The sequence below is a fragment of the Streptomyces angustmyceticus genome (assembly GCF_040701845.1).
In the GTDB taxonomy this organism is placed as follows: Bacteria; Actinomycetota; Actinomycetes; order Streptomycetales; family Streptomycetaceae; genus Streptomyces; species Streptomyces angustmyceticus_A.
In genome coordinates this window covers 526,699-551,180 of record NZ_JBFBHQ010000005.1, presented here as the reverse complement: position 1 = coordinate 551,180, position 24,482 = coordinate 526,699, and the positions used below count along the sequence as shown (strand labels likewise).

Annotated in this window: 25 protein-coding genes; 6 read left to right on the top strand and 19 right to left on the bottom strand. The window is 72.7% G+C overall.

Going from position 1 to position 24,482, the window contains the following annotated elements; genetic code table 11:
- Positions 1-194: 194 nt before the first annotated feature.
- The 3 genes from AB0411_RS15575 (at position 195) to AB0411_RS15565 (ending at position 3,181) form a co-directional block, all read left to right on the top strand.
- A complete protein-coding gene (locus AB0411_RS15575; RefSeq protein ID WP_366417793.1) occupies positions 195-461 on the top strand; it encodes a protealysin inhibitor emfourin in 267 nt (88 codons plus the stop codon).
- 102 nt (positions 462-563) lie between these two features.
- Positions 564-1,937: a GH1 family beta-glucosidase gene (locus AB0411_RS15570; protein ID WP_366417792.1), complete on the top strand. Its 1,374-nt coding sequence runs from the start codon at positions 564-566 to the stop codon at positions 1,935-1,937.
- Complete coding sequence (locus AB0411_RS15565; RefSeq protein WP_366417791.1) at positions 1,934-3,181, top strand: MFS transporter; 1,248 nt, start codon at positions 1,934-1,936, stop codon at positions 3,179-3,181. The genes AB0411_RS15570 and AB0411_RS15565 overlap by 4 nt, the downstream gene beginning before the upstream one ends.
- Before the next feature lie 37 nt (positions 3,182-3,218).
- On the opposite strand, the gene era is transcribed toward AB0411_RS15565, so the two are convergent.
- The 3 genes from era to AB0411_RS15550 form a co-directional block, all read right to left on the bottom strand.
- The gene (era, locus tag AB0411_RS15560) at positions 3,219-4,166 is read right to left on the bottom strand and encodes a GTPase Era (protein ID WP_403147341.1); all 948 of its coding nucleotides are present in this window, start codon (positions 4,164-4,166) and stop codon (positions 3,219-3,221) included.
- A 124-nt stretch (positions 4,167-4,290) separates the two neighbouring features.
- Complete coding sequence (locus tag AB0411_RS15555; protein WP_366417789.1) at positions 4,291-4,656, bottom strand: cytidine deaminase; 366 nt, start codon at positions 4,654-4,656, stop codon at positions 4,291-4,293.
- A 115-nt stretch (positions 4,657-4,771) separates the two neighbouring features.
- On the bottom strand, positions 4,772-5,695 hold the full coding sequence (locus tag AB0411_RS15550; RefSeq protein ID WP_366417788.1) for a helix-turn-helix transcriptional regulator: 924 nt from the start codon (positions 5,693-5,695) through the stop codon (positions 4,772-4,774).
- Between the two features lie 90 nt (positions 5,696-5,785).
- Here AB0411_RS15550 and AB0411_RS15545 point away from each other — a divergent pair, with 90 nt between their 5' ends.
- Positions 5,786-7,291 carry an MFS transporter gene (locus AB0411_RS15545; protein WP_366417787.1) on the top strand — a complete coding sequence of 502 codons (1,506 nt, stop codon included), beginning with the start codon at positions 5,786-5,788 and terminating at the stop codon, positions 7,289-7,291.
- A gap of 263 nt (positions 7,292-7,554) precedes the next feature.
- Here the strand turns inward: AB0411_RS15545 and AB0411_RS15540 are convergent, their stop codons facing one another.
- The 4 genes from AB0411_RS15540 to AB0411_RS15525 all read right to left on the bottom strand — a co-directional run bounded on the left by AB0411_RS15540 (position 7,555) and on the right by AB0411_RS15525 (position 11,799).
- Positions 7,555-8,898 carry a hemolysin family protein gene (locus tag AB0411_RS15540; RefSeq protein ID WP_366417786.1) on the bottom strand — a complete coding sequence of 448 codons (1,344 nt, stop codon included), beginning with the start codon at positions 8,896-8,898 and terminating at the stop codon, positions 7,555-7,557.
- A gap of 11 nt (positions 8,899-8,909) precedes the next feature.
- Entirely contained in the window at positions 8,910-9,407 is a 498-nt protein-coding gene (gene ybeY, locus AB0411_RS15535; protein ID WP_086719383.1) for an rRNA maturation RNase YbeY, read from the bottom strand.
- A 66-nt stretch (positions 9,408-9,473) separates the two neighbouring features.
- Positions 9,474-10,478, bottom strand: coding sequence for a PhoH family protein (locus AB0411_RS15530; protein WP_086719382.1), 1,005 nt, complete (start codon positions 10,476-10,478; stop codon positions 9,474-9,476).
- Positions 10,479-10,653: 175 nt separating this feature from the next.
- Positions 10,654-11,799, bottom strand: a complete 1,146-nt coding sequence (locus AB0411_RS15525; protein WP_366417785.1) for a carbohydrate kinase family protein — start codon at positions 11,797-11,799, stop codon at positions 10,654-10,656.
- Positions 11,800-11,865: 66 nt separating this feature from the next.
- Between AB0411_RS15525 and AB0411_RS15520 the strand changes: the two genes are divergently transcribed.
- Positions 11,866-13,206, top strand: a complete 1,341-nt coding sequence (locus AB0411_RS15520; protein ID WP_366417784.1) for a 6-phospho-beta-glucosidase — start codon at positions 11,866-11,868, stop codon at positions 13,204-13,206.
- A 198-nt stretch (positions 13,207-13,404) separates the two neighbouring features.
- Positions 13,405-14,598, top strand: a complete 1,194-nt coding sequence (manA, locus tag AB0411_RS15515; protein WP_366417823.1) for a mannose-6-phosphate isomerase, class I — start codon at positions 13,405-13,407, stop codon at positions 14,596-14,598.
- Positions 14,599-14,686: 88 nt separating this feature from the next.
- Here manA and AB0411_RS15510 read toward each other — a convergent pair whose 3' ends face one another.
- From AB0411_RS15510 to AB0411_RS15455, 12 genes are all read right to left on the bottom strand, one after another.
- Positions 14,687-15,337, bottom strand: a complete 651-nt coding sequence (locus AB0411_RS15510; protein ID WP_366417783.1) for a hypothetical protein — start codon at positions 15,335-15,337, stop codon at positions 14,687-14,689.
- Positions 15,338-15,400: 63 nt separating this feature from the next.
- Positions 15,401-16,639: a M16 family metallopeptidase gene (locus AB0411_RS15505; protein WP_366417782.1), complete on the bottom strand. Its 1,239-nt coding sequence runs from the start codon at positions 16,637-16,639 to the stop codon at positions 15,401-15,403.
- A 109-nt stretch (positions 16,640-16,748) separates the two neighbouring features.
- The gene (locus tag AB0411_RS15500; RefSeq protein ID WP_366417781.1) at positions 16,749-16,952 is read right to left on the bottom strand and encodes a (2Fe-2S)-binding protein; all 204 of its coding nucleotides are present in this window, start codon (positions 16,950-16,952) and stop codon (positions 16,749-16,751) included.
- Positions 16,949-18,325, bottom strand: a complete 1,377-nt coding sequence (locus tag AB0411_RS15495) for an aminotransferase class III-fold pyridoxal phosphate-dependent enzyme (protein WP_366417780.1) — start codon at positions 18,323-18,325, stop codon at positions 16,949-16,951. Before AB0411_RS15495 ends, AB0411_RS15500 begins: the two co-directional genes overlap by 4 nt.
- On the bottom strand, positions 18,313-18,435 hold the full coding sequence (locus AB0411_RS15490) for a hypothetical protein (protein WP_366417779.1): 123 nt from the start codon (positions 18,433-18,435) through the stop codon (positions 18,313-18,315). The genes AB0411_RS15495 and AB0411_RS15490 overlap by 13 nt, the downstream gene beginning before the upstream one ends.
- Positions 18,423-19,427 (bottom strand): hypothetical protein, encoded by a 1,005-nt coding sequence (locus AB0411_RS15485; protein ID WP_366417778.1) that lies wholly within the window; start codon positions 19,425-19,427, stop codon positions 18,423-18,425. Before AB0411_RS15485 ends, AB0411_RS15490 begins: the two co-directional genes overlap by 13 nt.
- On the bottom strand, positions 19,411-20,247 hold the full coding sequence (locus AB0411_RS15480) for a hypothetical protein (protein WP_366417777.1): 837 nt from the start codon (positions 20,245-20,247) through the stop codon (positions 19,411-19,413). The genes AB0411_RS15485 and AB0411_RS15480 overlap by 17 nt, the downstream gene beginning before the upstream one ends.
- Positions 20,244-20,984, bottom strand: coding sequence for an alpha/beta hydrolase family protein (locus AB0411_RS15475; protein ID WP_366417776.1), 741 nt, complete (start codon positions 20,982-20,984; stop codon positions 20,244-20,246). The genes AB0411_RS15480 and AB0411_RS15475 overlap by 4 nt, the downstream gene beginning before the upstream one ends.
- Positions 20,981-21,661 (bottom strand): hypothetical protein, encoded by a 681-nt coding sequence (locus tag AB0411_RS15470; RefSeq protein WP_366417775.1) that lies wholly within the window; start codon positions 21,659-21,661, stop codon positions 20,981-20,983. The genes AB0411_RS15475 and AB0411_RS15470 overlap by 4 nt, the downstream gene beginning before the upstream one ends.
- Positions 21,661-22,338: a hypothetical protein gene (locus AB0411_RS15465; RefSeq protein WP_366417774.1), complete on the bottom strand. Its 678-nt coding sequence runs from the start codon at positions 22,336-22,338 to the stop codon at positions 21,661-21,663. Before AB0411_RS15465 ends, AB0411_RS15470 begins: the two co-directional genes overlap by 1 nt.
- A 95-nt stretch (positions 22,339-22,433) precedes the next feature.
- Positions 22,434-23,549 (bottom strand): hypothetical protein, encoded by a 1,116-nt coding sequence (locus AB0411_RS15460; protein ID WP_366417773.1) that lies wholly within the window; start codon positions 23,547-23,549, stop codon positions 22,434-22,436.
- A gap of 115 nt (positions 23,550-23,664) precedes the next feature.
- On the bottom strand, positions 23,665-24,480 hold the full coding sequence (locus AB0411_RS15455; protein ID WP_366417772.1) for an ABC transporter permease: 816 nt from the start codon (positions 24,478-24,480) through the stop codon (positions 23,665-23,667).
- Between the last annotated feature and the right edge of the window lie 2 nt (positions 24,481-24,482).

Genomic DNA, 24,482 nt, shown 5'->3' with positions numbered 1-24,482 from the left:
CCTATTTATACTTCCCCGCCCCCCACCTATAAAACAACAACCACCAACACCCTCTCCCCCCCCCCCCCCCCCCCCCCCCCCCCCCCCCCCCCCGGGGGGGGGGGGGGGCCCGCGGCCCGCCCCCCCCCCACCGCGCGCGGTAAGCGTGGCCGTACGGGGTAGGAGTCCGTCGGAGGACATCGGAGGAGTCCGTTATGCGCATTCATGTTCACCGCACCGGCGGTTTCGCGGGCGTCGACCGCCGTGCCGAGGTCGACACCTCGGACCGCCCTGACGCCCGCGACTGGCAGTCCCTCGCCGAACGCGCCGTCGCCACCGCCCGCACCGAGCCCCCCGTCGGGGTACCGGACGGCTTCAGCTACCAGATCACGGTCGACGGCCGCACGGTGTACTGCTCCGATCCACGCCTCACGGACGAGCAGCGCACGCTGATCACCAAGGTGATGAAGGAAGGGTCGTAGGCCGGGGCGGCCACCGCACCCTCCGGGGCCGGGCGGCCGTCCCAACGTCCCTTTTCCGCCTGCCCCTTGACACCGTTACCGCCGGTTACAAAGATCCGGCGCATGACGACCGGACCCGTGCCCGCCGCGCTGCCCCGCTTCCCCCGTGACTTCTTATGGGGGGTGTCCACGTCCGCCGCGCAGATCGAGGGGGCGGTGGCGGACGGCGGGCGGGGGCGGTCCGTGTGGGATGTGTTCGCGGCGGAGGCGGGGCGGATCAAGGACGGGTCCGATCCGCGGGTGGCGACCGGCCACTACCACCGCTACCGCGAGGACGTGGCGCTGCTGGCGGAACTCGGGGCCGGGGCGTACCGGTTCTCGGTGGCCTGGCCGCGGGTGGTGCCGGACGGGGACGGGGCGGTCAACGGCGCCGGGCTGGACTTCTACGACCGGCTGGTGGACGCGCTGCTGGCGGCGGGGGTCGCCCCGGTGCCGACGCTCTTCCACTGGGACACCCCGCAGACGCTGGAGGACCGCGGCGGGTGGCTCGTCCGGGAGACCGCCGAGCGCTTCGCGGCGTATGCGGACGCGGTGGCGGCGCGGCTCGGGGACCGGGTGGAGCGGTGGATCACGCTCAACGAGCCGGCCGAAGTGACCTTGCTGGGCTACGGGCTGGGGCAGCACGCACCGGGGCGGCAGCTGCTGTTCGACGCGCTGCCGGCGGCGCACCACCAGCTGCTGGGGCACGGCCTGGCCGTGCAGGCACTGCGGGCCCGCGGGGCGACGGACATCGGGATCGCCAACTCGCACGGGCCGACCTGGACGGCGAGCGGGTCCGAGGAGGACACCGCGGCGGCCGGCCTCTACGACCTGCTGCTCAACCGGCTGTTCGCGGAGCCGGTGCTGCTGGGGCGGTATCCGGACGAGGAGCTGGCGGCGCTGCTGCCGGGTCCGGTCGCCGACGATCTGAAGGTGATCGGACAGCCGCTGGACTGGTACGGGATCAACTACTACCAGCCGACGCTGGTGGGCGCCCCGGGGGCGGACGGTGCCGGGACGGCCGACTTCGGCGGGATCCGGCTGCCGCCCGAACTGCCCTTCGCGCCCCGGGAGATCGAGGGGTATCCGCGCACCGACTTCGGCTGGCCGGTGGTGCCGGAGGCGCTGACCGAGCTGCTGGTGTCGTTCCGGGAGCGGTACGGGGACCGGCTGCCGCCCGTGGTGATCACCGAGAACGGATGCTCGTACGAGGGGATCGAGGACCGGGAGCGGATCGCGTTCCTGGACGGGCATCTGCGGGCGCTGCACGCGGCGATGACGGCCGGCGTCGATGTCCGCGGGTACTTCGTGTGGTCGCTGATGGACAACTTCGAATGGGCGGAGGGGTACGCCCGGCGGTTCGGGCTGGTGCATGTCGACTACACGACGCTGGAGCGGACGCCCAAGGCCTCGTACCACTGGCTGCGGGACGTGCTGCGGGAACAGGCCCGGGGATGAGCGGCCCGGCTCCGGAGGCGCTTGCGGAGCCGTCGCGGAAGGCCGGGCGGGCCTGGACGGCCGCGCTGTCGCTGGGCAACGGGGCGATCTGGGCCGGGTGGTACGGGCCGCTGCAGATCCTGCTCGCGTGGCAGGCCGCGGAGCTCGCGCCGCCGGGGACGCCGAAGGAGTCGGTGCTGGCGTGGGTGACCGGCGCGGGGGCCGTCGTCTCGCTGGTGGCCAACCCGCTCTTCGGGGCGCTGTCGGACCGTACGGCCTCGCGGTTCGGGCGGCGTACGCCGTGGATCGCCGCGGGGGCCGCGGGCGGGGCGGGCGCGCTCGTCCTGCTGGCCGGGGCGGGCTCGGTGCCGGTGATGGTGCTGGGGTGGTGCCTGGTGCAGCTCACCCTCAACGCGGCGTTCGCGGCGATCACCGCGGCGGTGCCCGACCGGGTGCCGCGCGGGCAGCGCGGGGCGGTGGGCGGCTGGCTGGGCGCCGCGCAGATCCTGGGCGTGGTGGCCGGGACGGGCCTGGCGACGGTGGCGGGCACCGTGGCCGCGGGCTATCTCGCCTGCGCCGGTTTCGTGGTGCTGGGCACCCTCCCGTATGTGCTGGCGCACCGGGACCCGGTGCTGCCGGCCGAGCGGCGTCCGGCGCTGAGCCTGCGGATCCTGGTCGCCGGGTTCTGGATCAGTCCGCGCCGCCACCCCGATCTGGGCTGGGCCTGGCTGACCCGGTTCCTGATCAACCTCGGCAACGCGCTGGCCCTGCTGTACCTGCTGTACTACCTGCGCGATGTGCTGCACCGTCCCGACCCCGGCGGCGGGGTGCTGGTGCTGACCGCGGTCAACGGCGTGACCCTGCTGGGCACGGTCGTGGTCGGCGGGCTCTGGTCGGACCGGGTCGGGCGACGGCAGCCGTTCGTGCTGTGGGCCGGGGTGATCATGACGGTGGCGACCGGGCTGCTGGCCGGGTGGCAGACCTGGCCGGGCGCGCTTTGTGCCGCGGCGCTGCTCGGGGTGGGGTTCGGCGTCTTCACCTCGGTCGACTTCGCGCTGATGACGCAGGTGCTGCCGGCCGCCGCGCACCGCGGCAAGGACCTGGGCGTCATCAACATCGCCAACGCGCTGCCGCAGGTGGCCGCCCCCGCGCTGGCCGCGCCGGTCGTCCACCACCTCGGCGGCTACCGGATGCTGTACGCGCTGGCGGCGGCGGTCGGGCTGGTGGGAGCGCTGCTGGTGCGCCGGATACGGGGCGTGGCCTAGGGACCGCGGCGGGCCGCGGCCGGGAGCCGGGCCCGGCTCAGAAGCCCAGTTTGCGCAGCTGCTTCGGGTCGCGCTGCCAGTCCTTGGCGACCTTGACGTGCAGGTCCAGGAAGACCGGCGTGCCCAGCAGCGCCTCGATGTGCTTGCGGGACTTCGTACCGACCTCCTTCAGGCGCTTGCCCTTCGGGCCGATGATGATCCCCTTCTGGCTGGGGCGCTCGATGTAGACGTTCGCGTGGATGTCGAGGAGCGGCTTGTCGGCGGGGCGGTCCGCCCGCGGGAGCATCTCCTCGACGACCACCGCGATGGAGTGCGGCAGTTCGTCACGGACGCCCTCCAGCGCGGCCTCGCGGATGAGCTCGGCGACCATGACCTGCTCGGGCTCGTCGGTGAGATCGCCCTCGGGGTAGAGCGGCGGGCTCTCCGGCAGCATCGGCACCAGCAGATCGGCGAGGAGCGCCACCTGGGTGTCCCCGACCGCCGAGACCGGGATGATCTCGGCCCACTCGATGCCCAGCTCCTTGCCGAGCTGGTCGATGGCGATCAGCTGGGCGGCCAGCGCCTTGGAGTCGACCAGGTCGGTCTTGGTGACGATGGCGACCTTGGGGGTCTTCTTGATGTCGGCCAGCTCCGCCGCGATGTAGCGGTCGCCGGGGCCGATCTTCTGGTCGGCGGGCAGGCAGAAGCCGATCACGTCCACCTCGGACCAGGTGGTCCGGACGACGTCGTTCAGCCGCTCGCCGAGCAGGGTGCGCGGCTTGTGCAGACCGGGGGTGTCGACGAGGACCAGCTGCGCCTCGGGGCGGTGCACGATGCCGCGGACCGTGTGGCGGGTGGTCTGCGGGCGGTTGGAGGTGATGGCCACCTTCGTGCCGACGAGAGCGTTCGTGAGGGTGGACTTGCCCGCGTTGGGGCGACCGACGAAGCAGGCGAAGCCCGCGCGGTGCGCGGCGGAGGACTCTGTACGAACGCTCATGGGGCCCATTCTCCCCGATCCCGGGCGCGCCTCCGACCACCCGGCCCCGGCACACGGCCCGCGGGCGCCCGGCGCGGGGCGGCCCGCCGGACTCCGGTGGGCCGCCCCGTCCGCCGTCCGCGGATCCGGGCGCTCAGGCGGTTGCGCCGCCCGCCGGGACGGTGCTGCGCAGGGTGCCGTCGAGGCCGGCGATCAGGACCGGCGTCGCGGGCCCGCCGAGGTCCCGTACGGCGGCGAGGTCCGCGTCGGCGGCGCGCTCGGCGTCGGTGACCACGGCCGCGGCCTCCAGGGAGGCGGCCCCGCTGGCGACGGCCATCGCCACGGCCGTCTGCAGCGCGCTGAGCTGCAGCGAGTCCAGGGCGACGGTGCCGGCGACATAGGTGCGGCCGGTCTCGTCGCGGACGGCGGCGCCCTCGGGCACGCCGTTACGGGCCCGCGCCGAACGCGCGAGCGTGATGATCTTGCGGTCTTCCGGGTCCAGCGGTGCGGCTTCGCTCATACGGGCGAGCATATGCGGGGCGGGGACCGGTGGGGGAAAGCGGGGAGCGGTGGGGAAAGGCGGCGGGCGGCGGGAAAGGGGGCGGCGGACAGGGCGGGGCCGGGGCGGCGGGGCGTCACCCCGCGAGGGAGGACACCTCGTCCCCGCGCCCGGCCCCGCTCGCGCGCGACCCCCACCGCCGGCCCTCCGGCGAGACGAGCCGCTCCAGCTTCGCCTCGGTCGTCGTGCCGGGGCGCGGTTGGTGCAGCACGATCGTGAGGTCGGGGCGGACCGGGATGCGCAGCTGGGTGGACTCGAAGAGCAGGGTGCCGACGAGCGGGTGGTCCATCTCCTTGTGGAGCGTCCCGCCGTCCTGGGCGTCGCCGCGCTTCCACAGCCCGGCGAACTCGGCGCTGAGCCCGGAGACCTCCCGTACGACCGCGTCGAAGCCCTCGTCGCCGGGCCGCACCGAGCACGCGGCCCGGTACTGGGCCACGACCAGCGGGGCGTTGGTCTCCCAGCTCGCGGACCGCGCGCGGTAGACGGGGTCGGTGAAGTAGGCGACCAGGCAGTTGGGCGAGACCCCGGGGCGGCCGTGGCCCAGCACCCGGTGGGACGCTTCGTTGTAGGCGATGGTGTTCCAGTACGGGTCCATGATGTGCGCGGGGAACGGCATCCAGGCGTCGATCAGCCGCTGCAGGCCCGCGCACACGTCGGTGAGGCCCAGCTCCTCGGCGTCCTGCCGCGGCGGCGGGTTCAGCCCGGCCAGGACGTACAGATGCCGCCGCTCGGCGCCGTTGAGCCGCAGCACCCGGGCGACCGCGTCCAGCACCTGCGGCGAGACGGTGATGTCCCGGCCCTGCTCCAGCCACTGGTACCAGGAGGCACCGACCCCGGCGAGGACGGCGACCTCCTCGCGGCGCAGCCCCGGGGTGCGGCGGCGGCCGCCGTCGGGCAGGCCCGCCTCGGCCGGGGTGACCCGGGCCCGGCGGCTCCGCAGAAAGTCCCGCAGTTCCCGGCGACGGCGCGCGGTGTCCTCCACGGCAGCGTTCTCGGCCACGTTTCTCCCCCTGTCGGCGTGGCTGGTGGTGCGGACACCACGATAAGTTCCCGCTCCCCACGGCGTATTCCGCCCGCGCAGGCTCGGTACATGCCAGTAACCGAAACCTCACCGCCCACCGGCACCCGGGCGGGCACCTCCCCCGTCCCGGCCCCGCCCCCCGGCACCGCCACCGCGCCCGCTCCGGCCGCCGCGCGGATGACCCCGCGGGCCAAGGTCGTCCTGCTCGTCCTGTGCGGGGCGCAGTTCGTCATCGCGCTGGACTTCTCCATCCTGAACGTGGCGCTGCCCGTGCTCGGCCGGGACCTGGGCATGGGCCAGGCCGACCTGCAGTGGGCGATCACCGCGTTCGCGCTGCCCTCCGGCGGCTTTCTGCTGCTGTCCGGCCGGCTCGCCGACCTCTTCGGACGGCGCAGGCTCTTCCTCATCGGGCTGGCGCTGTTCACCGCCGCGTCGGTGCTGGCCGCGCTCGCCTGGTCCCCGGCGGCGTTCCTGGCCGGGCGGGCGCTGCAGGGACTGGGCGCCGCGGCCATCGTGCCCAGCGGGATGTCGCTGCTGACCACCACCTTCGCCGAGGGCCCGCAGCGCGAACGCGCCCTGGGCGTCAGCGGCACCGTGCTCTCGACGGGCTTCACCATCGGCATGGTGCTGGGCGGGGTGCTGACGGACGCGCTGGGCTGGCGCTCGACCATGGGCCTGCTGTCCGTGGCCGGGCTGGCCGTCCTGGCGGCGGCACCGCTCCTGCTGACCGAGTCCCGGCACCCCGAACGGCCGCGGATCGACGTGCCCGGGGCGGTCACCGTCACCGGCGGGCTGCTGGCGCTGATCTACGCGCTGTCGACCGCCGCCGAACAGGGCTTCGGCCGGCCGGACGTGCTGGTGACGCTGCTGGCGGGCCTGGTGCTGCTGGCCGCGTTCGTACGGGTGGAGTCGCGGGCCGACCAGCCGCTGGTGTCCCTGCCGATGCTGCGCCGCCGGACCGTCGCCTGGGGCAATCTGGCGGGGCTGACGACCTTCGCGATGATGAGCACCGTCATCTTCCTGCTGACGCTCTACCTCCAGGAAGTGCTGCGGCTGTCCGCCTTCCTGACCGGTCTGGTCTTCGGTGTGCAGGGCGTGGTCTCCGCCGTCGCGGGCCTCGTCGCCCCGAAGGTCATCGGCCGGCTGGGCGCCCGCCGCACCCTGCTGACGGGGCTGCTGCTGCAGGCCGGTTTCACGGCCGCGCTGCTGGGGCTGGGCACCGGCGGCGGGGTGTGGCTGGCCCTGATCGGGGTGACCCTCGCCAGCCTGGGGCATCTGTGGGCGATCGTCGCCTACGGCGTGACCGCCACCTCCGGCGTCCCGGACGCCGAACAGGGCCTGGCGACCGGGCTGGTCACCAGCTCCCAGCAGGTGGGCCTCACCCTCGGCATCCCGCTGCTGAGCGCGGTCGCCTCGGCCCACGGCGCGGCGCTGCGGGCGGACGGCAGCGGCTTCGCGCAGGCCACGCTCGGCGGCGTCAAGCTGGGGATCTGCCTGGATGCGGCGCTGCTCGTGGTGGTGGCGCTGCTGGTGGCGGCCGGGCTGCGGACGGTGCGTACGACGCGCCGCGGCTGAGGGGGAAAGGTGGCTGCCCCGGTCCCCCGCTCCGGGGCAGCCTGCGCGGCGAGATTGCTCTCACCAGGTCTCTCACCCAGTGCGGCCGCCGTGTTCCCTGCGGCCGCCTGAAGATCTTTCCATGAGAGGCGCGGCAGAATCCAGGCCCACCGGAAATGGCTTGCAGAACATTTCCGGTGCACTGGAGATGAGTAACGCCGCCGAGTGCGGTGACGGGAACATTTCCGCGTCGCAGGGAATTACGCGGCGAATTCCGTGCGCGTTCAGCCGGCGGAGCGCCCGCCCGCCGAGGGCTCCTCGGCCGCGGTCGCGCCCTGGGGGCGCACCGGCTCGCACAGCACCGTGATGATCTTGTTGCGGCGGCCGCCCGGGGACTCCGCGGTCAGCCGCAGCGCCTTCAGGCCCGGGTCGGAAGCGTCGTCGCTGAGGTCGACCTCGGCGGTGGCACCGGCGATGGGCACCCGGCCCAGGAGCTTGGCGAGCAGGCCGCCGACGGTTTCGACGTCCTCGTCGTCCAGCTCGGCCAGGCCGTACAGCTCGCCGAGGTCGCCGATGTCGAGCCGGGCGGTGACGCGGTAGCGGCCGTCGCCGAGATCCTCGACGGGCGGCAGTTCCCGGTCGTATTCGTCGGTGATCTCGCCGACGATCTCCTCCAGGATGTCCTCGATGGTGACAATTCCGGCGGTGCCGCCGTATTCGTCGATGACCACCGCGACATGATTGCGGTCCTGCTGCATTTCCCGCAGCAGATCGCCCGCATTCTTGGTGTCGGGGACGAATACGGCCGGGCGCATGGCGGTGGACACCAACTCGTTCTCGGCGTCGCGGCTGATGTGGACCTTGCGGGCGAGGTCCTTGAGGTAGACCACGCCGACGACGTCGTCCTCGTTCTCACCGGTCACCGGGATGCGCGAGAAGCCGGAGCGCAGGGCGAGGGTGAGCGCCTGGCGGATGGTCTTGAAGCGCTCGACGGAGACCAGGTCCGTGCGCGGCACCATCACCTCGCGCACGAGGGTGTCGCCGAGCTGGAAGACGGAGTGCACCATCCGGCGCTCCTCGTCCTCGATCAGCGACTCCTTCTCCGCGAGGTCGACCAGCGAGCGCAGCTCCGCCTCGGAGGCGAACGGGCCCTTGCGGAAGCCCTTGCCGGGGGTGAGGGCGTTGCCGAGGAGGATCAGCAGCTGCGGGACGGGGCCCATGATGCGGGCCAGCGGCAGCAGGACGTAGGCGGCGGCGGTCGCGGTGTTCAGCGGGTGCTGGCGGCCGATGGTCCGCGGCGAGACGCCGACGGCCACATAGGAGACCAGCACCATCACGGCGATGGCGACGGTCAGCGCCTGCCAGGTCTTGTCGAAGGAACGCAGACAGGCGTAGGTGACCAGGACACCGGCGGCCATCTCGCAGCCGACCCGCACCAGCAGGGCGACATTGAGGTAGCGGGTGGGGTCGGCGGCGACCGCGGCGAGCCGGGCGCTGCCGCGGCGGCCGGAGCGGACGGCCTCCTCGGCGCGGAAGCTGGTGGTCCGGGCCAGGCCGGCCTCCGCGCAGGCGGCGAGCCAGGCGATCACGACGAGCAGGACCGCGACCGCGATCAGCTGGGTGGTCATCGGGGGTCCCGTCAGGTCACGGTGGGGGCCGGCGAGGGGCCGGTCAGGCCCTGCTCGGTCCGCCAGCCGTCGATGATCGCCGCCTGCAGGCCGAACATCTCGGCCTTCTCGTCCGGCTCCTCGTGGTCGTAGCCGAGGAGGTGGAGCACGCCGTGGACGGTGAGCAGCTGGAGCTCCTCGTCCATGCTGTGCCCGGTCGGGGCCTCCTCGCCCTGCTTCTTGGCGACCTCGGGGCACAGCACGATGTCGCCGAGCAGCCCCTGCGGGGGCTCCTCGTCGTCCTTGGCCGGCGGACGCAGCTCGTCCATCGGGAAGGACATGACATCGGTCGGCCCCGGCAGGTCCATCCACTGCAGGTGGAGCTGTTCCATGGCCTCGGCGTCCACGACGATCACGGACAGCTCGGAGAGCGGGTGGATGCGCATCCGGGCGACGGCGTAGCGGGCGACATCCAAGATGGCCTGCTCGTCGATGTCCGTGCCGGACTCGTTGTTGACGTCGATGGACATGGGGGAGTTGCTTCTCGCTTCTGGTTGCTCGGCACGGGCCGGCCGGTGGTCCCGGCCGGCCGGGACTCACTTGCCGTTGCGGCTGTCGTACTTCTCGTAGGCGTCGACGATACGGCCGACCAGCTTGTGGCGGACCACGTCCTGGCTGGTGAGCAGGGAGAAATGCACATCGTCCACGCCGTCCAGGATCTCCCGGACCTGGCGCAGACCGCTCTTGGTGCCGCCGGGGAGGTCGACCTGGGTGACATCGCCGGTAATGACGATCTTCGAATCGAAGCCGAGGCGGGTGAGGAACATCTTCATCTGCTCGGGGTTGGTGTTCTGCGCCTCGTCGAGAATGATGAACGCGTCGTTGAGCGTCCGGCCGCGCATGTACGCCAGCGGGGCGACCTCGATCGTGCCCGCGGCCATCAGGCGCGGGATGGAGTCGGGGTCGAGCATGTCGTGCAGCGCGTCGTAGAGCGGGCGCAGATACGGGTCGATCTTCTCGTAGAGGGTGCCGGGCAGGAAGCCGAGCCGCTCGCCGGCCTCGACCGCGGGGCGGGTCAGGATGATGCGGTTGACCTGCTTGGCCTGCAGCGCCTGCACGGCCTTGGCCATCGCCAGGTAGGTCTTGCCGGTGCCGGCCGGGCCGATGCCGAAGACCACGGTGTGCTCGTCGATGGCGTCGACGTAGCGCTTCTGGTTGAGGGTCTTGGGCCGGATCGTGCGTCCGCGGTTGGACAGGATGTTCTGGGTGAGCACCTCGGCGGGCGTCTCACTCACCGCCCCCTCGCCGTCCTCCGCCGCGCGCAGCATGGCGATGGAGCGTTCCACTGCGTCCTCCGTCATCGGTTGTCCGGTGCGGAGCACCAGCATCATCTCGTCGAAAAGGCGCTGGACGAGGGCGACTTCCCCGGCGTCGCCGACAGCGCTGACTTCGTTGCCCCGGACATGGATGTCGGTCGCCGGGAAGGCTTTTTCGATCACGCGCAGTAGGGAGTCTCCGGATCCCAGGACCGTGACCATCGGGTGCTTGGCCGGGACGGTGAACTGGGCGCGCGCCTGCGGTTGCGTGGGTGTCTGCGTCATGGGGCGGCTCGGTGGCCTGCTCAACCCCCATCCTTTGCTCGTATGAGGTGCCTGCCTGCTCTCGACCTGCACCCGACTCCTTGGGATACAAGAGTACGACGGGGCACCGACAAGCCCGAGGGCTTTTCCCCCGGGCGGCCGCGGGGGCCGGCCCGGCCCCGGCCCCGGCGGCCGCTCAGGCCGGGCGGCGGAAACCGAGCGTGGGCAGGGCGCGGGCCAGCGGCGCGGGCCGGTAGGCCGCGGGCAGCACCTCGTCCAGGAAGGCGTACTGGCGGCGCAGCGCGCCCGGCGCCCCCGCCTCGCAGGACCGCACCTGCTGCCACCAGCCGGCGATCTCGGCCCACCCCGGCGCGGACAGCGAGCCGCCGAATTCCTGCACGGACAGCGCGGCGCTCAGCCCTGCGAAGGAGAGCCGGTCGGCGAGCGGCCAGTCGGCGAGCGTGCCGGTGACGAACCCGGCGACGAAGACGTCCCCGGCGCCCGTGGGATCCAGCGCCTCCACCGCGATGGCCGGCACCTCGGCGCTCTCGCCGCTGCGCCCGTCCACCGCGTAGGCGCCCTCGGCACCCAGCGTGACCACCGCCAGCGGCACCCGGTCGGCGAGCTTGTGGGCGGCGTCGCGCGGGCAGTCCGTGCGGGTGTAGCGCATCGCCTCCTCGGCGTTGGGCAAGAACGCCTCGCAGTGTTCGAGGTCGGCGAGGTCGGCCGGGTCCCAGCGGCCGGTGTCGTCCCAGCCCACGTCCGCGAAGATGCGGCTGCCGCGGCCGGCCGCGCAGCCCAGCCAGCCCTCCCGCCGGCCCGGTACCAGCGAGGCGATGCAGGCGCGGGACGGCGGCGGGCAGCCCGGGGCGTGCTTGCCGTCGAAGGCGAAGTCGGGCGGCGGCGCCTCGTGGCCGTGCGAGACCATCGTGCGTTCGCCCTCGTACGCCATGGAGACGGTCACCGGGGAGTGCCAGCCGGGGACGGTGCGCGACAGCGCCAGGTCGATGCCCTCGCCCTGTTCGAGCGCCTCCCAGCAGTACTCGCCGTAGTGGTCGTCGCCGAAGGCGGCGGCGAGCGAGGTGCGCAGGCCCAGCCGGGCCAGCGCGGTGGCCATGTTGGCGACGCCGCCGGGGCTGGAGCCCATGCCGCGGGCCCAGGACTCGGTGCCGCGGACCGGCGCGGAATCCAGGCCGGTGAAGATGATGTCCAGGAACACCGTGCCGGTGAGGTAGACGTCGGTGTACGGATCGCCGGCGGCGCGCACCCCGGCCAGCGGATCGAGGGCCGCCGGTACTGCCGCCGGGCCCGCGGGCGGAAGGTCGTCGCGTCGGCTGCTCACCGTGCTCGCTCCTCTCGTATCGGCACGTGCCGCCAGTGTGCCTGATGCTGCGGTACGTTCCGCCCCATGAGGCTGACGATTCTGGGCGGGGGCGGCTTCCGGGTGCCGCTGGTCTACCGCGCGCTGCTGGACGACCCGGCACCCGCCGTCTCCGAGGTGGTGCTGCACGACACCGATCCGCGCCGGGTGGCGGTGATCGCGGACGTGCTGGCGCGGCTGGCGCAGGGGCATCCGGCGCCGGTGCCGGTACGGGTCGAGGAGCGGCTGGACGACGCCGTGGCCGGGGCCGCCTTCGTCTTCTCGGCGATCCGGGTGGGCGGCACGGCCGGCCGGGTGCGCGACGAGCGGATCCCGCTGTCCGAGGGGGTGCTCGGCCAGGAGACGGTGGGCGCGGGCGGCGTCCTCTACGGCCTGCGGACGGTCCCGGTGGCCCTGCACATCGCCGAGCGGGTCGCGGCGCTCGCCCCGGGGGCGTGGGTCATCAACTTCACCAACCCCGCGGGCACGGTCACCGAGGCGATGTCCCAGGTGCTCGGCGACCGCGTCATCGGGATCTGCGATTCGCCGGTGGGGCTGGTGCGCCGGGCGGCGCGGGCGGCCGGCGCGGACCCGGCGGCCCTGGCGGACCCGGCCCGGGCGGACTACGACTACGTGGGGCTCAACCACCTCGGCTGGCTGCGGTCGTTGACGCTGGACGGCACCGACCTGCTGCCGGGCCTGCTCGCCGACGACCGGGCGCTGGGCTCCTTCGAGGAGGGCCGGCTCTTCGGCGCCGAGTGGCTGCGGGCCCTGGGCGCGCTGCCCAACGAGTATCTGCACTACTACTACTTCCGCCGCGAGACCCTCGGCTCCGTACGGGACACCGGGGAGACCCGCGGCGAGTTCCTCGACCAGCAGCAGGGCGGCTTCTTCGAGCGGGCCGCGGCGGCCGGCGGCCCGGAGCGGGCGTACGCGCTGTGGGAGCGCACCCGGCTGGAGCGCGAGGAGACGTACATGGCGCACAGCCGGGAGGCGAGCGGCGGCTGGCAGCGCGACAGCCACGACCTGGAGGGCGGCGGCTACGACCGGGTGGCGCTGGCGCTGATGCACGCCATCACCGGCGACAGCGGGACCCGGCTGATCCTCAACGTCCGCAACGGGACGACGGTGCCGCAGCTGGCCCCGGACGCGATCGTGGAGACGGTGTGCGAGGTGACCGCGCAGGGCGCGCGGCCGCTGCCCTGCGCGCCGCTGCAGGACGCCCAGTTGGGGCTGATGCTCCAGGTCAAGGCGGTGGAGCGGGCGACCGTGGAGGCGGCGACGTACAAGGACAGGGCCGCCGCGCTGCGGGCGCTGGCGCTGCATCCGCTGGTGGACTCCCCCGCGGTGGCCGCCCGCATCCTGGAGCGGGCGGCCCGAGAGGCCTGAAGACACGAGCGGAGGGGGGCGTGCGGGCGCGGAATGCCCTCCGCGCCACCGGAATTCCCTGCTCCGATGTGGCGGGCGCAGCGCCGTCGCTGCCGTACCCCGATCTCCCGCAGGGCCGAAAAGCCCGGCGCGGAGCTGTTTTTGACGTACCAAAAACTATAGTCACTGCAGCATCTAGTCTTGGGTGGGGGTACGCCGATGTATTTACTGGGGCCTGTTGTCCAGCCCTATGCATGGGGCTCTCGGTACGCAATCGCCGAGATGCAGGGAAGGCCGGTTCCGTCCCCCGGGCCGGAGGCGGAGTTGTGGATGGGCGCACACCCCTCCGCGCCTTCCGTACTGGAGCGGGGCGGCCACCAGACGACACTTGACGCCGTGGTGGCCGGTGATCCGATCGGCGAACTCGGAGCGGAGTGCGTCGAGCGGTTCGGCCCGCGGCTGCCGTTCCTGCTGAAGGTCCTGGCCGCCGACAAGGCACTGTCGATTCAGGTTCATCCCGATCGGGCGCAGGCCGAGGCAGGGTTCCGGTCGGAGAATCGCCGGGGAATCGCCCCGGGCGATCCCGCTCGTCACTACGTGGACGACTGGCCCAAGCCGGAGATCCTGTGTGCACTGACGCCCTTCGAGGCGCTCGCCGGGTTCCGCGCACCGGCGGAGGCTGCCGAAATCGTCGGCGGGCTCGGCCTGTCGGTGTTGCGACCGCTGATCGCGACGCTGCGGGCGGGCGAGGAGCCGGCCGTCCTCACGGAGGCACTGCGGCAGGTCGTCACCTGGCCCGATGACGACCGCGTCGCCGTACTCGACGAGGTGGTGGCCGCCTGCACCCGCCTCGTGGCGGAGGGCGGGAGGTACGCGCCGGCCTACGACGCCGCGGTACGGATCGCCGCCGACCATCCGGGGGACGCCGGGGTTCTCGCGTCGCTCCTCTTCCGGCACGTGGTGTTGGAACCGGGCGAGGCCCTGTTCATGCCGGCGGGTGGACTGCACGCGTACATCAAGGGCATCGGGGTGGAGCTGCTCGCCAACTCCGACAACGTGCTGCGCGCCGGGCTGACCGGCAAGCACATGGACGTGCCCGAGCTCCTGCGCATCGTCGATCCGACGGTCGTCGTGCCGGTCGTGCACCCGGAGCCGGTCCACGAGCACGTGGCCATGTACCGCAGCCCGGCGCCGGAGTTCCGGCTCCACCGGATGACGCCCGCCGGGGAGCCGGTGGCGGTTCCGGCCGCCGGCCCGCGGATCGTGCTCTGCGTCGAGGGGGAGACCGTCCTCGCGGACGCGACGGGCGCCGAGCTGAAGCTCCGCCGAGGTGAGTCCGCCTTCCTCTCCGCCGGCGACGATTCCGTCACCGCGGCCGGCCGGGCGACGCTGTTCGTCGCGGCGGTCGGCTGACCCGAGGAGCGCCGAAAAGCGCAGAGCCCGGGGCACGGACTTCCGTCCCCGGGCTCTCCGCGCCGGACCGGCGCGTCGGCCGGGCCGCTCAGTGGTCGATGAGACCGGAGCGGAGCGCGAGTTCGCGGACCTTGAGCAGCTGGTCTTTCGGCATCTCCACCTGTGCCACGGAGTTCGCGGTCTCGGTCGCTCGACCGCCCTTCCAGATGATCGAACCGTCCTGCGCGGTACGCAGCGACTGTTCCTTCAGCCGCGGGCCCTGGATCACCAACGAGAAGGTGTTGGTCGCCGAGGTGACCGAGTGCACCATGTGCTGGTCGATCGCGTAGGAGGAACCGGCGCCCTCGGTTCGGACCGTGCTCGGCGTCAACGGTCCCGGTGACGCCTCGAGTTGTGCCCTGACGACGGATTCGGGTCCGTAGAGGCGGTGAAGGTACTGGCCCCTCAGGATCCGGGTGTAGAAGGGCCAGCGGTGGCTGTGCGGGAAATGGGTTCCCTGGTCGAACCGGTGCAGCCGGATGCGGAGCATGCTGTCGGGATCGTCGAAGAGCACGATCCGGTCCCCCCACCACTGCCGTTCCGACAGGTTGAGCAGGGTGGCGTCGGCCAGTGCGTTGTCCAGCAGTTCGCGTAGCGCACCCGGAGTCGCGAGCAAGGCTGTCACCTGGCCGGTGACGTGCTCGGCGACTTCGATCCGGGACCAGTCGAGCCGCTGCAGTCGGGTCAGATCACGATCCATCTGTCACTTCCGCCTCTGTTTCATTCATCGAATTACTCCGTCGTCGACCAGCCGGGACAGCGCTCAGACGACCGCGACCGCATAGGTGCGGAGCACTGCCCGGGCCGCCCGGGCAACGTCCGCCGCAGTCACCTGCGAGAGCCGCTGCGCCCACTCGCTGCGAGCGTCGCCGCCCTCGCCGTCGATCAGCCGCATCGCGGCCCGGTAGGAACCGAGCGCCGGGTCGGCCGCCTCGGCCCGCGCCCTGGCGTGGGCGGCTTCCCGCGCGGTCAGCAGGGCCGTCTCCTGAAGTCCGCCACCCGCGAGGAGTTCCAGCACCTCGCGGAGGACCGACTCGGTCAGCGCGACATCGTCGGTCGCCAGCTCCAGCTCCAGCCGCACCAGCCCGGAGTCGCTGTAGCCCACGTACTGGGCGTCCAGCGAGCAGTCCACCGCGAGGTCCGTGCTCAAGGTGCGCCGCAAGAGCGACCCCTCACTCGCACCGCACAGTTCGGCCAGCACGGCGAAGGCGGGTGCGGACGCGTCGGTACGCGCGGGTCCCTGGCCGCCTGCCGCCACCCGGGCCCGGGGTCCGCCGTCCTCCGCCCGCAGGTTGACCCCGCCGGACGAGGGGACCTCCCCTCCTGGCGCTTCGCGTCGGGACGCCAGGCAGCCGTCGGCCGAGAGGGGCGGCAGGCCGGCGGCCAGGCCGTCCAGGGCCGCCGGGACGGCCGTCTCGGGCCCCGCCAGGACGAGGACGGGCGCGCCGCCGGCCAGCAGGTCCTGGTACCGCGCACGCAGGGCGGCGGCCTGCCACCCGGGAACATCGGCCGCGCCTCCGCTCGGCCGGCCGAGCGGGTGCGCCCCGAACAGCAGCTCGCGCAGCCTGTCCCGGGCGCGCCGCCCGGCGGTGTCCGTGGCGGCGTACGCAGCAGCCGACTCGTCGCGCGCCGCGCGGCAGAGGGCGTCGGTGAGGGTGGGGCGGACGATCGCGGCGAGGAAGACCGGAAGGCACTCGGCGACCCCGTCCGCAGGCATGCGGCACCGGAGGGTTACGGACTCCCGCGCGATCACGACCTCGGCCGCGGCGCCCCGGCGGGCCAGCCACGCGTTCAACCCCGTGCCCTCGCCGTCGACCGGCGCGGCCGGCAGGACGCGGCCGAGCAGCTCCAGTGCCCGAGCCTCGTCGGGACCGCGGTCCCGCGTTCCGGTCGGCAGGACGACACTCACCAAAAGCGCGTCCTCGGCCGGGATCACCAGGACCTGACGGCCCTCGGGCGACTCGCGGCGGATCACCGGCGCAGCCTCGTCGGTCGGGAGCATGGAAGGAAACCTCCTCGTGGGGCGGGGGGTTTGCCGGCTCGGCCGGCAAAGGGGGCGTCCGGGCCGTCGGCAGGCCGGGCAGGGCGGGCAGGCCGGTGGGAAGCCGGCCTCATCTCGGCACCGCCTGCCCCGGCCGGCCAACGAGGTCCAGAAGTTCCTCGATGTCCGCGGCGCAGTCTCCGCAGCCGGTGTTGGCCCCGGTCTCCTCGCGCACGGCCGCCAGGCCCCGGCACCCGCTCTTCACCGCGGCCAGGATCTCGGCCTCGGACACCGCGCGGCAGACGCAGACCACCGGGTCGGTGTCGTCACTCACGAGGATCCCCTCGCACCGGCGGCCGCGGTGGCCGAGAGCTCGGCCGTCAACGCCCCCAGGGCGAGGTCCAGGACCTCGGCGAGGCCGTCCAGCTCGGCGCCGGTGATGACCAGCGGCGGGTGAATGTTGATCACATCGGGCGCCATGCCGGTCGAAGCCACCAGCACGCCCAGCTCCGGGTGGACGGTGGTGCACAACTGCCGCAACCGGGGCGCGTGCGGCCCGGACAGAACGATGCGCGCGGTGCCGCCGGTGGCATCGACCCGATCGATCACCGAGGGCCGGCGCTCCGCCAGTTCCGCCAGCCGTTCACGCATCTCCCGTTCGAGCACGGCGACATCGGACTCGACGTCCTTCCATGCCTCCCAACGGTCGAGCACGGTGTCCACGACGGCGAGCGCGTGCGGGATACCGATGTACGTCGACGAGTGGCTGCCGGGCGCGTAGTTGCCGGGGTCGGCCAGCGGCTCCCGCGCCCAGACCGCGCTCAGTGCCGCGCCGCCGTTGCTCAGGCCCTTGCTGGTCACCACCACGTCGGGCTCGACGCCCATCAGCTGGAAGCCCCAGCGCGGGCCGACCCGGTGCATTCCGGTGAAGATCTCGTCCGCGATGACCACCGCGCCTTGGCTCCGCGCGTGCTCCACCGCGGCCCTGAGCAAGGCCGGATCGGGAACCACCATGCCGCCCACGTTCTGCACGGCCTCGAAGACGAACGCCGAGACCTTGCGGCCGAAGCCGTTCCCGCCGACGCCGGACAGCTCGGACCCCCAGCGTGACACCGCCTTGACGCATCCGGTGCCGCACCCGGCCGAGGCGGCGGAGTGCGGGCAGGTCCGGCAGTCGGGGCTGGGCAGCCGGACGACCTCCAGGCCCCAGGCGGCCAGCAGTTCGCGGTAGCGCGGGCTGGAGCTGAGCATGCTGGTCACCCCGGAGCGGCCGTGGAAGGCGCCCTCGAAGACGACCACCGTGCCGGGCCCGTTGTTGCTGAAGGCGATGCGCAGCGCGGTCTCCATGCCCTGCGCACCGCCGAGATCCAGTTCGACCCGGCCGGGCGCCTGGATGGCGTCGGAGAAGAGCCGCTCGAGCCGCTCGAGGACACGCAGGCGCAGCGACGACTCGCAGAACGACGGCAGCGCGGGCAGCTCGAAGCAGCGGCGCGCCGCCTCCTGCAGGATCGAGCTGTCGTACCCCCAGGCCACCGTGCCGTTCGCCGCCTCCGCGTCGAGGTAGCGGCGGCCGTCCTCGCCCTCCAGGAAGCAGCCCGCACCGCGCACGAAGCGGGGTACCGCCGCGGCTCGGTAGATCAGGTTGCCCGCGCCGGCGAACGGCGGAACCAGCGGGCCGGCCTGCGTCGCGCCCATCAGATCAGACATGTATCGGACTCCCCTTCGAACAGCAGCCCTTCCTCGGCGTCCCGGCGCCGGGCCGTGGGCAAGGACGTGGCCGGCAGCGGCGCGACTCCGTACGCGTTCAGGACAGGCACCGTTCGGCCTCCTTCGCGGTGGGGGTCGCGCCGGGTGCGGCGGGTTGCCAGGCGGCGGCCGACGACGTGGGCAGCAGGGGCGCCACGCCCGGTTCGTTGCAGTCGATCCAGCCGGTGACCACCGAGAGCACGTCCCAGCGGGCACTGCCGTACGGGAGCGGGGTGCGGGCCAACTCCGCCAGCCAGGTGCTGATGTGTTCGGGTGTGGCGGCGGTCGTGGCCAGTTCGGCCCAGGTGTCGGTGCCGCGCTCCAGGCGGCGCAGGGACCGGGCCGGGTCCAGGTCGTGCTCGGGGACGGCGGCCTCCAGCTGGGGCAGCAGGTCGTGCGCGGGGCCGCTGCCGGGCGCGGGCGGTTGCCCGGGGTCGTCCGAGGTGAGGGCCCGGCGGCACCACTGCCAGCCGGTCTGGTAGGAGAACAGCTGCAGCTCGCGGACGACGTCGGCCGGGTCGTCCGCGGTGTGCATGAAGTTGAACAGGCCGTTCACCCGCCCGATCCGGGTCCGCAGATCCCGGCCGCGCGCGGCTTCGGGGTCCGCGCTGCCTTTGGCGGCCGTCAGCCGGACGCTGGCGGGCATCCACGCGGGGCGCCGGGCGTCGCCCAGCAGCACCAGGAGGGCGGGGCCCGAGCCGAGCAGGTGGTCGACGACCGCGATGCGCTGCTGCGAGGCGGCGTTGAACTGGTAGCGCCACAGCTCGCGGGTCAGCAGCGGCTCAAAGCGCACCGTGGTGGCCGCCAGTGGGAACCAGCCCTCCTCGTAGAGCACGTCCAGGAGCCGGCGGCAGCGGCGCCCGGCGACCGCGTCGGGCTTGAGCACGACGAACGTCACGCTCTGGGAGCGTGCCTGCGCCCCCATCGCGGCGAAGGAGTCCAGTCCCTCACGGGCGTAGGTGTCGTAGCGGTACAGCTCGCGCTTGCCGGGGTCGGCCGTCAGTGCGTCGAGCGCGTCGGCCGCGATTGCCGAGCGGCATCCCGCGTCAGTCGTCAGTGTCATCGAGTCTCTTTCCTCCGAGCGGGGTGGCCTCCCCGTCGACCAGCACCACCCGGCTGCCGTCGACGTGGCGGGCGCCGTCCACGGCCAGGCGTCCGGCGGCGAAGGCGCGCACCGTCCACTCCAGGCAGGGGCGGTCGCTCCGTTCCTTTTGCAGCAGTTCCTGCCGCCAGGCGTCCTCGGCGGTGGGACGGCGGTCGCCGACCGGCACCGGGGGCCCCATGCACAGCACGGCGCCGCCGTCGTGGCTCCCGTCGACCAGGAAGCAGGACGTCCGGGTCGCGCGGTGTCCCTGGCTCATGGCGAGCCGCACCGGGTCCTTGCCGGTCAGCGCGCGGCTGCCGTCGGCCGCCAGCACGCTCAGGTCGCCCGGATGCTGGTTGATCATCCGGTGGGCGTAGCGGTCCAGCAGCGCCCCCTCGATCCAGCGGTGGTAGGCCAGGACCACCAGGTCCAGCGGGCCGTGGTCCGCTTCCCAGGACGCCATACGGCAGTGGAGCCCGTCGTGCCAGGAGCGGGCCCGCTCGCGGTAGCGGCGTACGGCGTCCGGGCCGTCGGCCGCCGCCTGCGACGCCGAGCCGCAGCGGGCGTCGAAGTCGCCGGTCCACGCCTCCACGCCGGCCTCGCGCGCCACGTCCAGCGCGGCGACCCGCACTCCGTGGGAGGCGACCAGACAGACCTGGAAACGGTCCGGCGCGGTGTGCTGCAGCGACAGCAGCGTGCGCAGGTTCCCACCGGTCGCCGAGGCCAGCACGCCGATCCGCAGCGGGCGCCCGGGCCCGGACGGGCCCAGCACCCGCGCCCGGCGCGCCGCCTCGGTCATGCCGCGCTCCCGGCGGCCGCCGGGTCACCGGCCAGCAGCGCCAGCACCGCCGCGCAGCCCTCCCGTTGCGGATCGACCAGGTGCATATGGCGGGCGCCGGCAACGGTGTGGTGGTCCACGGCCAGCCCGCCGCGGCGCCACCCCTCGATTTGATATTCCGTCAGCTCGGTGGGCACCGCCTGGTCACAGGCCGCCTCGACGACGGTCAGCGACGCCAGGTCGGCGCGCGAGGGCCGGGGCGTCGCCTCCTCGGCGGTACCACCGGCCGCCAGGTGTCCGGCGAGGAAGTGCCCGACGGCCGGCCCGCCGGTTCCGGTCGCCACCGTGTGCGCCAGGTCCACAACGGGCGCCAGCAGCACCGCGCGCCGCCCACCGCCCCGCCCGGCGACGGCCGAGAGCGCCAGATGCGCCCCCGCGGAGTGCCCCACCAGCGTGGCGTCCCGCCACGGCGCACCGGCGGCATCCAGTCGCTCCAACGCCTCGGCGGCGTCCTCGGCGGCCGCCGGCCACTGCCCGCCGTCCCAGGCCGGGCGGTACTCCACCGCCGCGGTGGCACACCCGCGCTGCACCAACGAGGCGGCCAGCGGCTCCAGATCACGGGCGATGCGGTCGTGCCGCCAGAACCCGCCGTGAAAGATCACGGCCGCCGTGCGGACCGGGCCCCGCACGGGGGTGTACAGATCGATCCGCTGCCACGGCGCATCGCCGTAGCGCAGAACGCCTTCCTGGACCGTCACAGGACACCCATCGCCCTCAGACGCCCGACCCAGTGCTCGAACCGCTCATCGGACATCCGCACCTCACGGCGCCGCTCGGCGCTCTCCTCGGCCGCGCCCAGCCGGTACCACACCTGGCCGTCCGAACGGCGGATCATGAAAGCCCGGTCCTTGCGCGCAGGACTCTGAATCATCAGCGAGATCGTCTCCGGCTCGGTGATGGTGGTGTGCAGCTGCTCATGGTCGAGCGTGATGCAACGGCCCTCGGCCTCCTCCCGCACGAAGTGCGGCCAGAAGCGCTGGACGTCGGCCGTCTCGTCCAGCGGCTGATCGGTGGCGTAGAGGGTGTGCCGGTAGGCACCGCGCAGAATGTAGGCAGTGAAGCTGTAACGGTGGTTGTGCACCCGCTCGTACTGGTCGGTGTTGGCCAGCCGCAGCCTGATGCGCAACCCCTTCTCCTGGTCGTCCCACAAGACGATCTTGTCGTCCAAGGCATGGCACTCACACTTCTCCCGCAGCTCCGGCGTGCGCCGGACCCGCTCGACCAAAGTGCCCAGCAGCTCAGGATCGTCCCCGAGGCGGCGCGCGATCTGCTCGGTGACCTCCGCGGCGGACTCGATGTCGTCCCAGCGCACCGTCGGCAGGGACTCCATCAAGGAGACCGCGGCCTGGGTGCGATCGGTCGTCGCGCTGGTCATCACAGGACCTCCATTCCCCGCAACCGCGCGGTGAGTTCGTCGAAATACGCCTTGCTGATGCGCTTGCTGCCCTTACGGGCCGCCTTCTCCTTGTCCTCCCCGAACCGCCACCACACCCGGCCGGACTCCCGCTCCGTGATCAACGAACGCTCCTTCTCCGCCGGACCGCGCAGAAAGAGAGAAACGGTGTTGGGAGTGGTGTAGGTGGTGTGGATCTCGGAGTGGTGCAGCGTGTAGCAGTTGCCGGCCACCTCGTTCGTCACGAACCGCGGAATCACCCGCAGATCGGAATCCTGAGCGTCGAAGTCGTCCTGCGCATCCTCCGGAATCCCCTCCGGACGGCCCACCAACTGGTGGCGGACATGGCGGTAGTGACCGCGCAGGATGAGGGAGGTGAAGGTGAAACGGTGGTCGTGCGGACGGTCCCGGTGATCCTCGGTCGAGACATGCACCCGGATACGGAAACCACGGTCCAGTGCGTCGTAGACCACCAGCTTGTCCAGCAGCCGGTGGTGTTCGCACTTGTCGAAGAGGTCCTCCTCCTCACGAGCGCGCTCCAGCAGATGCGTCATGGTCTGCTTGTCCTCGGCAAGAGCCGTGAGGATCTCGTTCGTCTGGGCCCGCGCCTTGGGCAGGTCCGACCAGTCGACGGTCAGCCGGTCCAGTTCGTCCAACATGGGTTACTCCCTCTGCGTTCGCGTCCGGACGGGGCGCTGCGTGTGCGCCCCGGTCAGCGGTTCCCAGGCCATCGGCGAAGGGAACCGCCCGTGGGTCAGCGCGCCTCGCCGGCGATGGCCAGCTCCGCGGGCGCGCCGGTGCCGAACGCCCGGTGGGCGGTTCCGGCGGCCAGCTGCCACAGCGGCGCGTCGGCCACGCCCATTTCCTGCGCATTGCGCATCTGCCGGGCCAGGGGTTGCGAGCCGGCGGCGACGATGCCGCCGTCCTGGTACCAGAGGCCGTTGTCCTCGGTGTGGTGCAGCTCCTGGCCGCCGATCCGCGCCGAGTCGCAACGGTCGGTCATCATCATGGAGTTGGCGTGGCCCATCAGCTCGACCGCGCGGCTCGCGATCGCCAGGTCGACGTGCTCGCCGTCGAAGTTGATGCAGGCCGCGATCCGGCCGGCGGCCGCCTCGTTCATGATCGCGGCGGGCACCGGACCGGCGATCTGGTCCATGTCCGCCAGCGTCCAGTTCGGCAGGTCGTACGCGGCCAGGGTGCTCTCCCGCCTGGCCCGCGCCGCGGAGGTACGGAAGGCGTGCCGGATGTTCAGCGGCATGTCGTTGAACAGGTGGTCCGTGATCACCCGGGAGCCGGTTCCGGCCCAGTCGCCCTGCCAGGCCAGGTCGACGATGTCGCGCACCAACTCGGCGGCGCCCTGCGGGTCCGCCTTGGTGAAGTGGCCGAGCGCGGGTCGCACGCCGTGTGCCATCAGCAGCGGCACGATCCAGTCGAGGCGGGGGTGCCGGTCGTCCAGGTTGTCGTGCAGTCCGGACGCGGGGGTGAAGGCGTCGGGGGAGATCACCGTGTACACCAGGCCGAGGTCACCGAGTCTGGCCAGGCGCTCCCACTCGTGGCGGGTGGGCGCCCAGACGGTCGCGGCCGGCGTGCCGCCGTGGCTCGCGAGCAGCGGACCTTCCAGGGCGATGCCCACGAGGTGCGGAATCCGCCCGGCGACGCGAAGCGCGTGGTAGCGCTGCATGAACTGCTCGAACTCGGCGAGCCGGCTCTGCCGGAGGTAGAGCGTCGGAATGCAGGCGACGTTCTCTTCGGCGCATTTCCGGTCGAGCAGCACGAGATCCAGGGCGGCGAATTCCGAGAAATCGACTTCGTCGAACCCGTGGCAGTGCACCTCGACCGGGAGTCCGAGGTTCTCGTGATTGGTTGTCAACAATATCTCCCGCATGCCGGGCCTTTCTTCCATCCGGTTGTTCCGGACCGTCGGGGGACTTCTCGCCCCTGCCGTCATGATCAAGCGGTTGTCCCGTGGTGACTCGACGTGCCGCTCATGGGGCGAATTCGTATCCACCGCGCCGTCGTACCCGTTTCGCCGATTGGCGGAAGGCGGTCAGCGCGGCGGCCAGCCACAGGGCGCCCGTCACGGCGGCGAGCGCCGCCTGCCGTGCGCAGGCGGCCGGGTCGGAGCCGTCGGCGAGGGCGCGCACCGCGGCCACGCCGTGGGTCGCCGGGAGTGCCTCGGCCAGCAGGCGCACGGGGAGCGGCCAGAACCCGGTGGGCACCTGGACCCCGCCGATCGCCATCGTGATCAGGTAGGCGGCGTTGTAGACAAAGTTGCGCACGGCCGGCGCGGCGAGCACGAACGCACCGAGGAACAGCCCGAAGCAGTACGTGCTGAATGCGGTCAGCACCACCAGCACCACCAGCACGGGAACCTGGGTCGCCGTGAAGTGCACTCCGAACAGCGGATCCAGCAGCAGGAGCGCGACCAGCGAGGTGCCGCAGCCGCTCACCGGCCACTGCAGGCTACGGCCGAGGAAGACCCAGCCCATCTCGCTGGGCGCGGCGGCCAGCAGGGCCAGGGTGCCCTGGCCGCGTTCCCAGCTGGTCGAGACCACGACGGTCATGGCCTCGATGACGCATGTCATGACCGAGTTGCCGAGGACGAGGTAGCGGGCCTGGTCGGCGGAGTGCAGGAAGGATCCGAGCAGCGCGAAGAAGGTGACCTGGCAGAGCATCCGGCCCAGCCAGCCGAACGTCCAGCTGTACCAGGAGTAGGTCGCGCGGAAGTCGGCGAGGGCGTTGGCTGCAGCGGCCCGGACCACCCTGCCGGGCGCGATCAGCCGGGAAGCGGCGGTGTCCATGT